Source organism: Pradoshia sp. Z5_111 (genome assembly GCF_058267535.1).
Genome location: NZ_JBZCPQ010000003.1, coordinates 176,831 through 192,598 on the forward strand (window position 1 = coordinate 176,831; position 15,768 = coordinate 192,598).

At 36.5% G+C, this 15,768-nt stretch carries 16 protein-coding genes; 4 read left to right on the top strand and 12 right to left on the bottom strand.

What is annotated here, in order from left to right; genetic code table 11:
• Positions 1 to 335 precede the first annotated feature (335 nt).
• The gene (locus AC4D4A_RS07745) at positions 336 to 911 is read left to right on the top strand and encodes a hypothetical protein (protein ID WP_490995369.1); all 576 of its coding nucleotides are present in this window, start codon (positions 336 to 338) and stop codon (positions 909 to 911) included.
• Between the two features lie 141 nt (positions 912 to 1,052).
• Here AC4D4A_RS07745 and AC4D4A_RS07750 read toward each other — a convergent pair whose 3' ends face one another.
• Positions 1,053 to 2,702 (bottom strand): catalase, encoded by a 1,650-nt coding sequence (locus tag AC4D4A_RS07750; protein ID WP_066101268.1) that lies wholly within the window; start codon positions 2,700 to 2,702, stop codon positions 1,053 to 1,055.
• Positions 2,703 to 3,012: 310 nt separating this feature from the next.
• On the opposite strand from AC4D4A_RS07750, the gene AC4D4A_RS07755 reads away from it, so the two are divergent.
• Positions 3,013 to 3,297, top strand: coding sequence for a DUF4352 domain-containing protein (locus tag AC4D4A_RS07755; protein WP_490995370.1), 285 nt, complete (start codon positions 3,013 to 3,015; stop codon positions 3,295 to 3,297).
• A 149-nt stretch (positions 3,298 to 3,446) separates the two neighbouring features.
• On the opposite strand, the gene AC4D4A_RS07760 is transcribed toward AC4D4A_RS07755, so the two are convergent.
• Positions 3,447 to 3,989, bottom strand: coding sequence for a PadR family transcriptional regulator (locus AC4D4A_RS07760; protein ID WP_490995371.1), 543 nt, complete (start codon positions 3,987 to 3,989; stop codon positions 3,447 to 3,449).
• Between the two features lie 325 nt (positions 3,990 to 4,314).
• On the opposite strand from AC4D4A_RS07760, the gene AC4D4A_RS07765 reads away from it, so the two are divergent.
• Positions 4,315 to 5,856 (top strand): multicopper oxidase family protein, encoded by a 1,542-nt coding sequence (locus AC4D4A_RS07765; protein ID WP_490995372.1) that lies wholly within the window; start codon positions 4,315 to 4,317, stop codon positions 5,854 to 5,856.
• 93 nt (positions 5,857 to 5,949) lie between these two features.
• Here AC4D4A_RS07765 and sdaAA read toward each other — a convergent pair whose 3' ends face one another.
• From sdaAA to AC4D4A_RS07805, 8 genes are all read right to left on the bottom strand, one after another.
• On the bottom strand, positions 5,950 to 6,855 hold the full coding sequence (sdaAA, locus tag AC4D4A_RS07770) for an L-serine ammonia-lyase, iron-sulfur-dependent, subunit alpha (RefSeq protein WP_490995373.1): 906 nt from the start codon (positions 6,853 to 6,855) through the stop codon (positions 5,950 to 5,952).
• A gap of 33 nt (positions 6,856 to 6,888) precedes the next feature.
• Complete coding sequence (gene sdaAB / locus AC4D4A_RS07775) at positions 6,889 to 7,548, bottom strand: L-serine ammonia-lyase, iron-sulfur-dependent subunit beta (protein WP_490995374.1); 660 nt, start codon at positions 7,546 to 7,548, stop codon at positions 6,889 to 6,891.
• Between the two features lie 138 nt (positions 7,549 to 7,686).
• Positions 7,687 to 8,358, bottom strand: a complete 672-nt coding sequence (locus AC4D4A_RS07780; protein WP_490995375.1) for a helix-turn-helix transcriptional regulator — start codon at positions 8,356 to 8,358, stop codon at positions 7,687 to 7,689.
• A gap of 324 nt (positions 8,359 to 8,682) precedes the next feature.
• Positions 8,683 to 9,666 (bottom strand): ring-cleaving dioxygenase, encoded by a 984-nt coding sequence (locus tag AC4D4A_RS07785; protein WP_490995676.1) that lies wholly within the window; start codon positions 9,664 to 9,666, stop codon positions 8,683 to 8,685.
• A gap of 139 nt (positions 9,667 to 9,805) precedes the next feature.
• Positions 9,806 to 10,333: a YceI family protein gene (locus AC4D4A_RS07790; protein WP_490995376.1), complete on the bottom strand. Its 528-nt coding sequence runs from the start codon at positions 10,331 to 10,333 to the stop codon at positions 9,806 to 9,808.
• A 278-nt stretch (positions 10,334 to 10,611) separates the two neighbouring features.
• Complete coding sequence (locus AC4D4A_RS07795) at positions 10,612 to 10,845, bottom strand: DUF3953 domain-containing protein (protein ID WP_490995377.1); 234 nt, start codon at positions 10,843 to 10,845, stop codon at positions 10,612 to 10,614.
• 108 nt (positions 10,846 to 10,953) lie between these two features.
• On the bottom strand, positions 10,954 to 11,814 hold the full coding sequence (locus AC4D4A_RS07800) for an alpha/beta fold hydrolase (protein WP_490995378.1): 861 nt from the start codon (positions 11,812 to 11,814) through the stop codon (positions 10,954 to 10,956).
• Between the two features lie 107 nt (positions 11,815 to 11,921).
• A complete protein-coding gene (locus tag AC4D4A_RS07805) occupies positions 11,922 to 12,107 on the bottom strand; it encodes a hypothetical protein (protein ID WP_490995379.1) in 186 nt (61 codons plus the stop codon).
• Positions 12,108 to 13,180: 1,073 nt separating this feature from the next.
• On the opposite strand from AC4D4A_RS07805, the gene AC4D4A_RS07810 reads away from it, so the two are divergent.
• Positions 13,181 to 14,566, top strand: coding sequence for a DHA2 family efflux MFS transporter permease subunit (locus AC4D4A_RS07810; protein WP_490995380.1), 1,386 nt, complete (start codon positions 13,181 to 13,183; stop codon positions 14,564 to 14,566).
• Positions 14,567 to 14,666: 100 nt separating this feature from the next.
• Here the strand turns inward: AC4D4A_RS07810 and AC4D4A_RS07815 are convergent, their stop codons facing one another.
• Together AC4D4A_RS07815 and AC4D4A_RS07820 are read right to left on the bottom strand one after the other, a co-directional pair.
• Entirely contained in the window at positions 14,667 to 15,122 is a 456-nt protein-coding gene (locus AC4D4A_RS07815; RefSeq protein ID WP_490995381.1) for a GNAT family N-acetyltransferase, read from the bottom strand.
• A 186-nt stretch (positions 15,123 to 15,308) separates the two neighbouring features.
• Positions 15,309 to 15,698, bottom strand: a complete 390-nt coding sequence (locus AC4D4A_RS07820; protein ID WP_490995382.1) for a PepSY domain-containing protein — start codon at positions 15,696 to 15,698, stop codon at positions 15,309 to 15,311.
• Between the last annotated feature and the right edge of the window lie 70 nt (positions 15,699 to 15,768).

Consider the following 15,768-nt stretch of genomic DNA (forward strand, 5'->3'; position numbering starts at 1 on the left):
CTTTATCTTTGATTTCTCAGATGTCACAATATTACATATATTAACAAATAAGAATACAAATCTTAGCAATCTTGCTCTGCTAGACTGTACTCCTTGAGGATCTTACATAAGTTTGCCAATCAATTTAAAATACAATACTACATCACTAAAAAAGTCATTCCTTCCTATCCCATGAAATGACGTTTATTTAGGTTAGATTTTAGCTTTTTAAAGATGAGCTAGAGATAAACACCTCAGTAGTTTTAATTTGTTGCCAAACACATGTTCAATATTTTCTATGATTAGCACGCTGGAAAAAGGGATAAACGAACAAATTACAAAGGAGTGGAAGGCTAATGAAAAGAGCGATGATTAAAACTGGGCAAGGAAATTCTGTTAGTGGAAAACTGGCTGAAGAGATCAGTTATGAAGATCTAGTAAGCTATGGGAAAAGAGCTAAGCAAACATATTTTCATTTTGAGGAAGTACCCGATTTTCCCTTTCCAGGATTATCACCTACCCTGTATCCAATCTGGGAAGAAGGTGAAGGAGACGGTTATTTAGTACTCTATGCTGATTATAATTTCCTTCCGCAAGCTGCCCTCTATTTAAGCGTCAATATTGATTATTTAATGGAGGAAATGGAAAAAGTGGCAGAACAAGCTAATAATGATGCTGGTCACCAAATGTTTGAAATCGCTTATGCTGCAGAAGAAGATTATGATTATATGATTTCAACAGGGGTGGCTATAGATCCCGAAGAGGCCAGTAATCTCAATGATTATCTAGAATTTATCAGCCTCACTTATATTTATCCTCTATTTGTATCTTCTTTGCGTTTTGCTGCATTAAGACATCAGGAAGACTTGAAGCAATTGATTGAAGATATGAACGAAATCATGTATGAAGATTCTGAAAACCAAAGTTCCTAATTATCATATTGGGAAGGCGATTTAATAAAGGGAATCCTCTCTTTCTATCATTTATCTCTAACTACTTCTATTGCTTCAATAACAAATCGTCATTAAAAAACTGCCAGTCAAATTGACTGGCAGTTTCTTTTAGTCCATCTATTAATATGGATCAGCCTCATGGCTTTTCTTCACAGCATCTTTTGTTGCTTCCATTGCTGCTGCCGTACCTTGACCGAATCTGGATTTACCTGCTTCACGGCCTGGTACTGCAGATTCTTCCTTCATTTCTGCTAATTCTTTCATTTTCATTTCGATGCCTTCTCTTACACGGCGTCCATATTCTTCATCTGCTTGAGTGAAGTATTCCACCATGGCATCTTGAATACGTTTATCACAAATTGCAAGAGCATTGGATAGGTTGTTAATTAACTCATCACGTTCCCAATCCTCAAAGCTGCGATATGTTTCACCTGCTTGACCAAAGTTGTTAGGACGGTCAATTGGTTCACTCATGACTGCAGCATTGTATGTTGGACGGTGTTGCGGACGTTCTTCTTTACTTGCTTCCTGGAATCCGCCAACCATAGATGGCTCATAGTTAATATGCGGATTATCTCCGGATTCTTTTGGATCGCGAACATCCATTTGGCCGCGATGCTGATTAGTGCGAACTGGCACTTTTGGTGCATTCACTGGCAATTTAAGATAGTTCGGTCCTACACGATAACGTTGTGTATCAGAGTAGGAGAATGTACGTCCTTGCAGCATTTTATCGTCTGAGAAATCCATACCATCAACAAGAACTCCAGTACCGAAGGCAGCTTGTTCAATTTCAGCATGATAATCGACCGGATTACGATCTAATACCATTTTACCAACTGGCAACCATGGGAATTTGTCCTCTGGCCATAGTTTAGTATCATCAAGAGGATCAAAATCAAGTTCAGGATGATAATCATCCTCCATAATTTGTACATATAACTCCCATTCAGGGTATTCTCCACGTTCAATCGCTTCATATAAATCCTGTGTTGCATGGGCAGTTGTTTTAGCCTGGATAGAATCTGCATCTTCTTGTGTCAAGTTACGAATTCCTTGTTTTGGCTCCCAGTGATATTTAACCAACACTGCTTCGCCTTTATCATTTACCCATTTATACGTATTTACACCAGATCCCTGCATGTGGCGGTATGTTGCTGGAATACCCCATGGAGAGAATAGGAATGTAATCATATGTGTTGCTTCAGGTGTGCGGGAAACAAAATCAAACATCCTTCTAGGATCTGCCACGTTTGAAGCTGGATCCACTTTAAATGCATGAATCATATCAGGGAATTTCATTGCATCACGGATAAAGAAAATTTTAAGGTTGTTCCCAACCAAATCCCAGTTACCGTCTTCTGTATACATTTTAACAGCAAATCCACGTGGATCACGTGCTGTTTCAGATGAATCTTTTGCACCTGCCACTGTAGAGAAACGAACCATTAATGGGGTACGTTTTCCAGCACCGGAAAATACTTTTGCACGAGTATATTTTTCTACTGGCTCATCGCCAACTTTTCCATATGTTTCGAAATATCCAAATGCTCCTGCACCACGAGCATGAACGACACGCTCAGGTACTTCCTCACGGTCAAAGTGGGAAATCTTTTCAATAAAGTGATAGTTCTCAAGTGTTGCAGGTCCACGATTTCCGACTGTGCGGATATTTTGGTTATCCGTTACTGGATGGCCCTGACGAGTTGTCAAAGTCTCGCGTTTCATTTCTTCTTTCTTTGAACCATTATGATCTTTGTTCTCTGCCATACTGAAAACCTCCTCTTTTAATAGCTCTCCTTATAACCCCTGTATGATGAATATACAGTATTAAGGAGTACCATCTTTGGAATTAATTTCAATCTATAATAATTATAAACAACTTCTATTATTACTATAAATTACAGGTTAAAAAGATTGCAAATGATATGGTATTTCTAAGTTTTAAACCTCTTTTTTCAAAAAAAATACATGAAATTTATCCTATATTTCTACCAGAATTTTTAATAACAGCAGTTATCTAATGTTGTATGGTGAATGATAATTCTTTTCTATTTTAAAAAAAACCCCTGCAAAAGAAATGGAATATATATCTATTACGGCTGATATAAAAAATGAGGAAGAAGAAGAAAACAACAACTTAAACCTTAAAGCAACTGGATTTAAGATAATTGATGCAGATGGAAAGGAATATCAGCCAATTGAAACAGAAATACCAAAGAAGAAAAACTGGAATGGATTTCAACCAGGCCAAGGAGGCCACGTTAAATTTAAAATAACATTCGAGGTACCTGTTAACAAAAATCCAATGGTGATGATTTACACTACATCATTTGAACCAGGTCCACTTTTAGTAGAAATATAAAAGAATAGATTAGAACGTCTCCATCTAAAGGTTCAAAAACTCTGGTTTATTAGGCAATCATACAAAATGCAGCTCAAATGTTAGTATCCTCCAACACTTGAGCTGCATTAAATTTCACCTTGTATTTTTCTATAAAGAGCTAGACCTAGTTAATTTATTTTCCCCTTTTGAATCTGTTTAATTAACTCTTCCAGCCAGTAAATAGTATGATCTACTCTAGCGGTCACATACTCCCCTATAAACTCTACAAGATTCTTGTTTTCTTCGTCTACTTCAACTTTCTTTTCAAAATCTTTAATATGCATCCATTGAGAACGGATATGCTCTGATTTCTTATTGAGAATAGCTAGAACCCGATCACGATCGACATACCTGATATTGGCTATACCTACTATCATATCACTGATATCCTCAGCATTTTCTAACAGTTTGTATATTTTCTTAGGAAGCTCTTCACGTCCCTTATCTGTAATCGCAAAAACTTGTTTATCCGGACGATGTTCCTCTTTTATAATTTCTACTTGTTCAACCAATCCCTGTTTAACCAACGATTCAAAGTGATAGTACAGTTTGCTTTCTGTTAATCCACCTAATTGATCCAATGGAATTGGCTCTGAAAGCTGCTTTTTTAATTTATAAGGATAATTATTATCCTCCATCAGTTTGCTTAATATAAAGATTTGGATAGCCATTTCTAAGCTCCTTCAGCATAATTACCCTTATTTTAGCAAAATTAAGCAGGCATTTCAGCAGTCTTCTCATTTTCGGTTTCATTTATTGCTTCATCATTCTCAACTGGAACTGATTTGTGGAAGGTACTCAAATAAATAGATTCAGGGAACTTCAGCCAGTCTGTTGTTCCCTTTTTTATTGCTAAAAATTTTAAATACTTTTTCTTTAAACGATCCCCGCTCCGCTATTCTCACTAATTTATCTCTCTTTACTGGTCCAAATGACCATTTCAAACCATCCTGTTCATCATAGTCTAATGTATATTGTAAAAAGGAGACCGACAACATGAGTCCAAAACTGGAAAAGTTCGTGGATCCACTCCAAATTATGAAAACCCTGAATCCCCAGGAGACTGGTCGAAACGGAACGTATTATGAAGTAAGAATGCAGGAGTTTAAACAAAAGCTACACCGAGATTTACCGCCAACTCGCTTATGGGGTTATAATAGCCAATATCCCGGCCCTACTATAGAAGCCAAGCAGGGAGAGGTTGTAAAGGTTAAATGGAAGAATAATCTTCCCGACAAGCACTTTCTTCCTGTTGATAAAACATTCCATCATTTAGAACATATGCCGGAGGTTCGAACAGTTACACATTTACATGGCAGCGAAACCCGCCCCGATAGTGATGGATACCCGGATGCCTGGTTTACAAATAATTTCAAGGAAGTTGGCGAAGCTTTCACAAGGAAAGTATATGAATATCCAAACAATCAGCGTGGAGCTACCCTCTGGTATCATGACCACGCCATGGGCATTACCAGATTGAATGTATATGCCGGTCTTGCCGGGATGTATATTATTCGAGATGAACAAGAAAAATCGTTGAAACTTCCTAGCGGTTCCTTTGAAATTCCCCTATTGATACAGGACCGGACATTCAATGAAGATGGCTCTTTATTTTACCCAAGCCAGCCGAATAATCCTGCCGAAGGTTTACCAAATCCTTCCATCAGACCATTCTTTCTTGGAGACACTATTCTTGTAAATGGGAAAGTATGGCCGTTTTTAGAAGTGGAGCCACGTAAATATCGTTTCCGTATTTTGAATGGTTCGAATACACGAGCTTACCAAATGGAACTTGATTCCGGACAATCTTTTTATCAAATTGGATCTGATGGCGGTTTATTACCAAAAACAGTAATGATGGATAGCATTCTTATTGAACCTGCAGAAAGAATGGATGTCATCATCGATTTCAGCCAATATGAAGGCAAAACCATCACACTAAAAAATAATCTTGGACCTAATGCAGACCCAGCTGATCAAACAGGCGATATCCTTCAATTCAGGGTAAATCAGCCACTTTCCAGCCAGGACAAAAGCCGTATTCCTACCAGATTATCTTATATACCCTCTTTAAAACACAGCAACATTTCAGCCATTCGCAACCTCAAATTGGTAAGTACCACCGACCAATACAGCCGTACTCTGCTTTTACTCGATAATAAAATGTGGATGGATCCAGTGACAGAAAAACCACGCTTAGATACGACTGAAATTTGGAGTTTAATGAATCTAACCAACGTTACTCATCCGATTCATATTCATTTAATTCAATTTCAAATACTTGATCGCCGACCATTTGATTTGGAGCGTTATAACAAGGACCGAACCATTATCTTTACTGGACCTGCACAGCCTCCAAAGCCAAATGAATACGGTTGGAAAGACACAGTAGCTGTCCCTCCTGGAGAGATTACTCGCTTGATCATGCGTTTCTCCCCATACAGCGGCTTGTATGTTTGGCATTGTCATGTACTAGAACATGAAGATTATGACATGATGAGACCTTACATGATTATTGATCCATATAAAGAGGATTAATGAATTCCATCGCATTCAATTTCAGAATCACTATCCCAAACAATTAAAAAGCGCCTGCCTGCATCTTAACCTGATGCGGACAGGCGCTTCTCATTATTTTGCCAACAAGTAATCTACTAATTTAGCTTTTGGTTTTCCGAAGATTTCTTCTTCCAATCTGCGACCTGTTGGAGTGGCTGCAAGTCCACCTTCTGCTGTTTCCCGTAATGCAGATGGCATGGACTTTCCGATTTCATACATCGCACTGATTACTTCATCACATGGGATACGGCTTGTTACACCCGCCAACGCCATGTCAGCTGCTGTTATTGCATTTGAAGCTCCCATCGCATTTCGTTTAACACACGGAACTTCAACGAGCCCAGCAACTGGGTCACATACAAGACCAAGCATATTTTTCATAGTAATTGCAAAAGCTTCTGCGGATTGCTGCGGTGTTCCACCAGCCATCTCGACTATGGCAGCTGCCGCCATGGCACTAGCTGATCCAACTTCTGCCTGGCAACCTCCTGCTGCACCAGAAATGGATGCATTATTCGCTACTACAAAACCAAACGCCGCTGTAGTAAATAAGAATTCAATCATTTCCATTCTAGTCGGATTAAGCTGTTCTTTGACGGCAAATAATGTACCGGGAACAACACCGGCTGAACCTGCTGTCGGTGTGGCACAAATAACTCCCATTGCCGCATTTACTTCATTGGTTGCCACTGCTTTGCTGACAGCATCCAATAAAAGTTTACCAGATAGAGATTTACCTGAATTAATATAGTTTTGTAGTAACACCGCATCTCCTCCGGTTAATCCAGAATGAGATTTAACACCGTTAAGACCTCTCTCTACCGCCCGTTCCATAACTGCGAGGTTCTCATCCATTTGAGCAATAATATCTTCTCTTGATCGCTCGGACACTTCCATTTCCTGCCTAATCATAATTTCGGAAATTTTAACATTATTGGATTGCGCCAGCTGTACAAGCTCGGCCACATTTCGAAACATATTCTTTCCTCCTCTTGCTGTCAATATTTAATTTTACATACGGATTACATGGTTTACGTTTGGCAATGAACTAAGCTCTTCTACGATTCCTTCATCAAGCTTTTGATCCATTTCAATAACCATAATTGCGATGTCTCCGCGTTCTTTACGCGAAACCTCCATATGGCTGATATTAATCTCATTTTCAGCTAATACACTTGTAACCGATGATATCAGCCCAAATTGATCCCTGTGAATAACCAATATAGCTGGCTGCCCACCTGACAGCTTTAATTTAAACGAATTTATTTCAGTTATTTCAATTGTTCCACCACCAATGGAAATGCCGACTAATTCTAACTTTTTATCTCCATCATCAAACAAATTTATTTTAACTGTATTGGGATGTTCAACTACAGCCTCTTCAACCAGAAATTGAACTTCCATTCCTGCCTGTTCCGCGAATTTATATGCATCTGGAATCCGCTCATCAAAGGTATCAAAATCCAGTAGACCAGCAATTAAGGCTAAGTCTGTTCCATGACCTTTATAGGTTTTTGCAAAAGAACCGTATAACGAAATGATTGCTCGCTTTGGTTGTTTGCTAAATATGGTTCTGGCTGCTCTTCCTATTTTGGCAGCTCCTGCTGTATGTGAACTGGATGGGCCAATCATAACCGGACCAATTATATCAAATGCTGATCGATACTTCATTATGTTTTTCTCCTTTTTCAATCTGCTTTTTAGTTAGCTAAATTTTCTTCTGGTAATTTCACAAAGCCCCATCGCTTTTATTCTATTAGAAGCTTAGCTAAATAGTGCAAAACCTTAAGCAACAAGTAATAGATTCCTTTACTTCACCTGATATTCTAATTGGTAATCTATTTGTGTGCGTATTTTTTGCAAATAATTATAGATTGTAAACTTCGAGACTCCTAAAACGGATGCTAAGTAGTCTGTTGAACCTTTAATAAGGAAAGCACCTTTTTCCTGCAATAATCTTACACATTCTATTTTCTCTTCCAGACTCAGCATGGATGGCGCTTTCTTAAAGCCGGATAAAACTTGATCAACCATATCTTGAATGACTTCCTGTACGGTCGAATAAAAGTTTTCAGATTTTTCTTCAGTTTCAGTGAAAGAAATGAAATCCTGAATTTCTGCCTCGTATTGAATCATCATTGAAATATCATAATTAATGCAAATAGCCCCAATAACATTATTTTCTACATCCCGTAGAAAAATGGTCGATGATTTCATTGCGATTCCATTTATCAGTCTGGTTTTATAGTTTGGAATATCCTCTATGTCAGATACAGGTTTAGTCAATTCATTTAATACTAGATCCGTACATGGACTGCCTATTTCTCTTCCTGTAACATTTCCTGCTAAATAGACAACAGATTTTTTTAAATCTGCAAAATCATGTACCGCCACTTCACAGCGCGGCCCAAACATTTTAACGAGCATATCTGCTGTGCGCATTGCCATATTAAAAATTGGTGCATTCGGATCTACCGCCATACTCTCACCCCTAAACGCAAACGGTTTCAAATTATTCTAAAATAAATAAAATTTAATCAAAAATGGCTTTATTTGTTAACTCAGATATCATAACATGAATTTGGTATAATTTAAATAAAATTGTAATAGTTACAAAAATATTGTAACAATTTTTAAATAATCTAATTTACTTAAATAGAAAACTGGATTCACTATTACAAATAAAAGGGCTAATCGAAAATTTCGATTAGCCCTGAGTTAGTTTCTTATACAATAAATATCCTTGAGGATTTTTACCTCGCTTAGTTGTTTATAATGGATGGCTGATTATGCTGTTCTTACTCTTTACAAGTATTCTTTTTCAAATGTTAAGGTACTGCGAACTGTATCAATGGATCGTACGATACTTTCGATTTGTTCTCGTTTTTCTTCTAAAAATGGCGGCAAGGATAATTTTTCTCCAAGCGTATCGTATGGTTCATCCTCCATAAACCCAGGACCGTCCGTTGCAAATTCAAATAAAATATGCGGTGCCACTCTTGCATAGAGTGAACCAAAATAATAACGTTCTACATAGCCAGAATTGGGTATATTAAATGCCTGCAAACGTACTTGCCAATCCTTCAGCTCTGAACGGTCATTCACGCGAAATGCCACATGGTGAACTGTACCGAAGCCTTGTTGTGCCTGTGGAAGAGTTGTATTGTGTTCTACAATAACCTGTGCTCCATTGCCTCCTTCGCCCATTTCAAACAAATGATAAGATTCATGGCTGTCTAGCTCTCTAAACAACAAAACCTCTTCCATTAGTTTTTTTAAATAATCGAAATTAGAGGTACGAATAAATATTGGACCCAATCCTGTAATAGCGTATTCCAATGGGACAGGACCCTTTTGCCAAGGCGTTCCGGTAGCTACTCCATCATTATTCTGATCAGAAATTAGTTGATATGACTGATCATCAAAATCAGTAAAAGACACTGTTTTTTTACCGAACCATTCTTGAATTTCTGTATGTTTAACATTGTATTTATCAAACCGTTTAATCCAATAATCTAGAGCTCCATCACTTGGAACACGGAAAGATGTTTTCGAAATTTCATTGTTTCCATGGATTCCTCTTGGGATACCAGGGAAATCAAAGAAGGTCATATCTGTACCCGGGGAGCCGACATCATCTGAAAAAAATAAATGATACGTTTTAATATCATCCTGGTTGACGGTTTTCTTCACCAGACGTACACCAAGAACTTCTGTAAAGAATTCATAAATTTTTTCTGCACTGCTCGTAATGGCAGTTACGTGATGCAATCCTTTTAATTCATGCACTATCATACCTATACCCCCATTAACTATTTATCTCGAATTCGAGATATCAGGTAAAAAGAAGAGGAGATTCACTCTTAAATTACCCACTTTAGAAGACATCATCATTCTTTCTTCTTTCCCTTTAGAAGAACACTTAAACTTATGCTGCCGGGTTAATCTCTAACTCTATTTCTATTTTAATATCTTTACCAATTAAAACGCCGCCCGTTTCAAGTGCTGCATTATAAGTAAGACCAAAATCTTCTCGGTTAATCTTCGCGTCCCCTTCAAAACCGTATACTTCAACTCCCCAAGGATTTTTCCCTTTTCCGCCAAATTCAACATCGAATGTAACTGACTTTGTTACATCCTTAATAGTCAGATCACCAGTTACTTTATAGTCATCCCCAGCTCTTGTAATGCTTGTAGATTTAAATTCGATTGTCGGATATGCTTCCACATCAAAAAATTCAGCAGATTTCAAGTGTGTATCACGATCCTCTGAAAAAGTGTTAATACTTGCTGGATTAAATTGAAATGCAATTTGAGCTGTTGTCAAATCTGTCAAATCCGAGGCTTCAATATCTGCTGTATACGAATCAAATTTTCCTTTTACCTTTGATACCATCATATGTTTCACTGCAAAGCCAATTGTTGAATGAGACTGATCAACTATATATTTCGCCATTTTTATTCCTCCAATATATTTTTATTTTGAATTCGAGATTTTAATTCGAATACATTTATCTTGAATTCAAAATTCTTTAATTAAGGATAAATTTAACATGAGTACATTTTCTTGTCAATTTATTTAGGATTTTTTTACCACTGTGGATATGGATCAGTTTATGCCAGATCTCTAAACAATATGATTACTCACAATATAATCTGAAATGTAAGAAGTGATCACATATTGATCATAAATCTGAAAGCGCCAAAAAGGTACTACTGCAGTACCTCAGATTGTTAATTCAGTGTAAAAACTTCAATAGCTACATACATAGCAAATAAAAAACCACCTACACCCACCCAACTAATCAGTTTTCGTCCTTTTTGATATTCTTCTAATCCAATGATTAACATCATTAACCCTAAGAAAAAAATCATAAATGGTTGGTACGCAAAGCTTCTTGTAATAAATCCGTATAATACAAATATTAAAACTAACGTTGAAAAAACATAACGCAGTATCTTCAGCATGATTCCATACTCCTTATGTCCTAGTAACAACCTATTACTATAGCTTTTCGACTCCTAATGCCGTTAATCCTTTTTTTATTCTATACAGTTCTTAAAGATGTACTTTATTTAATCAGAAAGCAGAACCTTTTCGTTTATAAATACATGATATTCCTTATTAAATTTTTGAGCTTCCTCTAGGAATGGATAGTGATTACTTTCTTCCATAATAACTAATTTTGAATTTGGTATAGAGTCCCTAAGTTCCATAGAATACATGATTGGACATTGTACGTCATATCTTCCACAAATTATTAACGTCGGAGTATGTATGAATGCCAATTTTCTCGTAACATCATAAACTTGAACTTCTCTATTAAAATAGTTCATTCTACTTGCAGATATCTCTTTGTAAATAGTTTGTGAAAAATATTTACTATAATTTTCAGATACAAGTAAGGATAGTTTTGTCCTTTCTATTTTAAGTTTATTTCTCTCACCTGATGGAATATCCTTACGCTTTAAGAATTCGTTTAATTCCTGCATCCTCTTAAAGCTAGGATGCTTGGGATTATAAATGCAATCCTCAGAAAACGTCATATACTCTCTCGCTGCTGCACCAACGATTATAGTAAAGGCAAGATGTTCTGAATAGTAAATCCCATAAATAATCCCTAACATACCTCCTGTGGAATGCCCTGCAAACCCCCACTTAGAAAATCCTAATTCTTCACGAATGGCCTCTAAATCAAATATCGTTTCCAACATACTTAGCTGATAAGGCTCATAAGCTTTCTCTGAATTACCAGCTTCTCTTAAGTTTATTAGAAATACTTTATTTGTTTTAGTAAAGGCCTCGGCAAAGTAATCCCCTGTATCATTAAACTCTGAGTAATGATGAGTAACACAAAGTGGAAACCCTTCACCTTTAACAAAAATCTCAAAATCACCTCGAGATGTTTCAATTATTCTTGTTTCCCATTGAGCCATTCGGTCATTACATCCCCTTTTTTACAATTCGCTTATTTATGTATACCTTTCTTAAAACGTTGAACGAATACTATCTGTATCTATTTGCGTTAATGCATGCAATACACCTAATATCTTTGACCTGACAAACCTAGTTTTTTCGAGAATATAATCGGTGCATGAACACTGGCTATACCCTCATCAGCCAATTGAATAAGAGCAACTTCTCTCATCTCGCCTACTATGGTTTGATGGCTATTCAGACAATAGTGAAATGCTTCAGCTAACTTATCTGTCGACACTTTATTTGCCAAAGTACAATGAGGAATCCACTGGTCAGGTAAGTAGAATTATCTATTTGAAAATATCCTCATTATCACTACGATTTCAAATATTTTACATCTTAAATAATAATGTATCACAGGATGATTTTATTTAATATTTTCTTGGTGGTCAGTATTGAAATAGGTATTCAAAGGATAATAAATTGGGAACTGCCTATCAATGAATATTTTTCAATAGTTTAATTTAGATAGAATAAACTTCCCCCTGTATTAAACCATCACTACTAACCAGTTAATCTAGCCATCACTTTTTATTATTTTGAAATAATATTATTCAGTATATGAATTACCTAAAAATACAATCCACTTCCTAATTTAGTGCGTGTTTACCCTGCTATACATGTAAGGGGATACATTTCAAATAGATTTATATACTGATTCATCCTTGGTATAGCAAGGTTTCTTTTTTACCCTCATGCATAACACTCCTAATCCATAAAAAGATCAATTATAAAAAATATTGTCACAAAAAAACAAATTACTTACACAAGAAGAAATATTTTGTTATAGTGAAAAACAGACTGACTGGTTAGTATGGTGGAGGTGTACTAACAGGAGGGATACAAAACTGCTGATTATTTCGAATGCAATGGACTATCCCGCCAAAAGGATATACAGGTGTTGGATCCTACGAAACAAGCCAAAAGTTTCGTTCTCTCACCATTTGAAAGAAGTATGATTCTACTTGCGAATACTGGATTTATCTCAAATTATCAATAATTAATGCCCAAGTGGAGTGATTAACAACGAATCAATGACTAAAAAACATAGAGACAATGACTTGCTTTACAGTTAGCAAATATAGGTGAGTGAAGATTCACCCTAATATAGTTTAAGTATGTATGTTTGTAAGAGTCTGATTTTAATTGAGAAAATTTTATAATCAAAGGTTTTATCGAATCTTTTTTCGGAAGATTCTGGATTATCCTGTTTCTTTAGTAATGAGGCTTCCAATGAAGGGGGATTTTTGCTCTACAAATGCGTTTCTCCCTGAGAGCAATCTCGAAATTACGAATAATTTATTTTTAGAGGAGTTATAACAAGTGAATAAACAAATCAAAACGGGACCGATAATGGCTGCCCTCTTGGTAGCAGGATTTGTCGGGCTTTTTAGTGAAACAGCTTTAAATATTGCATTAGGTGAATTAAGCCAGATTTTTAGTGTGGATGCAACAACCATTCAGTGGTTGGCAACAGGCTACTTTTTAACACTTGGTATTTTAGTACCAGTTACAGGTATTCTAATGCAAAAATTCACAACACGCCAAATGTTCATGGCGTCTTTATTTTTCTCCCTTATCGGAACAGTTTTAGCTGCATTGGCACCGGTATTTAGCGTGCTTCTAACAGCCCGTGTCATACAAGCAGCAGGATTAGCTATTATTCTACCGTTAACACAAAGTGTTATTTTCACTATATTCGCTCCAAATAAACGTGGAGCGGCCATGGGAACAATGGGATTAGTTATTTTAGCAGGCCCTGCTTTTGGACCAACGCTAGCCGGTATGATTTTAGACACCTTATCTTGGAATTGGATTTTCTGGTTTACGATTCCATTCTTATTATTTTCTTTAATCTTTGGCTATAAATTTATTCCGAACGTCAACGAAATTCGCAATGTATCCATTGATATTTTATCCGTCGTATTATCGACAATTGGTTTTGGCGGTGTTGTATACGGTGTGAGTGTCGGCGGAGATCTTGGTTGGACAAGTTCAACCGTATTAGGGAGCATCATTGTTGGCTTAATTGCACTGGTATTCTTCTGCATCCGTCAAACTAAGATGGAACACCCAATGTTAAACATGAAAGCATTTAAGTATCCAATGTTCGTATTAGGTCTTGTAATGAATATTATTACCTTCCTTAACATGCTATCCATGCTTGTTGTTTTACCGATGTATATGCAAATGGCCCTTATCGTTTCAGCATTTGTAACAGGCTTAATGATGCTTCCCGGCAGTTTAATCAACTGTGTACTTGCACCGTTAATTGGTAAATTATTCGACAAATACGGACCGCGTGCCGTAATTACTCCAGGTACAATCCTTGTTGTCATTGGATATGGACTGTATGCATCGTATGGAACAGATACTGCTCTTTGGATAATGGTATTGACACATATTGTGATGATGTTAGGTGTTGGTATGGTCTTAGCTTCCGTACAAACAAACACACTAAACGCATTGCCTAGACAATATTATCCAGATGGTATTGCCATTACACAAACGTCTCAGCAAGTAGCCGGAGCTATTGGTATTGCGGTAATGGTATCTCTATTCTCTATGAAACAAGCTGATTACTTATCCGGTGCAGCCAATGATTTAACAACTGCTGCAGCTACTGGTTCATCATTTGTATTTAAGATCAGTTTAATTTTAGCTATCATAAATGTCGTTCTTTCATTCTTCTTGAAAAAAACACAGTAAACTGGAATGATTCAGAGAAACGGTACCAAATAGAATCAACTAAATAAAGCTAACACCCTAAATCCTCTGTGATTCTAGTTGGTGTTAGCTTTGTTTTTATTTATCTATGCCCCTCTTTTCGGGCTTGTATATATCCATAATAAACGCACGTTCCATTTTGGGATAGGTCTTTGACTTCAAATCCACACTTTTCATAGAAACTGAAATTATCAGCAGACGTATGCGCGAACCAATCTCCATGAGGAAGCTTTTGAACACATAGTTCAACTAATTTTTTACCAATACCCTTTCCACGATATTCAGTTAAAACGGCTAAATCCATTATAGTAGCGACCATTATTTTGTCCGAAATAACCCGAACCATTCCAATCATTCGGTTGGAATCCCATACCGTATAAGCCCAGGTGGAGTTTTCAAATATTAATGAGAATTTTTCTTTCTGCCAATCTGGTGTGTTTCTCGCCCAGCCTGCATCTATAAAAAGAGTTTCTACACTTTCATCCGGGACTCCTTCTATCCCCTCCCGGATGACTAAGCCATTAAAATATTGGTACATAGCCTCTCCCCCTGTATCCAAATATCTTTTATATCATAATACCAGAATTTTACTTATTCATTTCAAAAAAAGAGACTCCCAAATAGATAATTCTTTTGGTGGAGTCTCCTGATTTCTAAATCTATTTAATTCAATTAGACCTTTTCTTCCTCTTACGTTGGTTGTATTTAAGAAATTTTCATGAATTTAATTTTTATTATCATATTCGGAACGAGAAATATGATCATCGTCAAAATCATCATCAATCTCTATAGTACCTGTTCTACCTTTTACAGTAATTGTTTTCAAAAGATTTTCTGAAGTTTTAATTTCAACATCGTATTCGTATTCAGAACGGGTAATACGCTCATCTTCCAAATCGAATTCTTTTTGAACGCTGATGACTTCTCCATCAATTTGCTCCAAAGCAATTTCTTTAATCTGTGCTTCTGTATAGTTATCGTTCTTATTTGCGTAGTAATAACCCATACCAACATACCCACCTACTATCGCAATTCCTAGGATAACGATTGCAATAAAGCTGCCTATTATTTTCTTTTTATTTTCTACTACCATGTTTTTGTATTTTGTTAGCATGTCTATCTCTCCTTTTTATCGTTTATATTCAATTTCCTTTTCTAGTTAATCTTCAAACTGGTCTAATTGG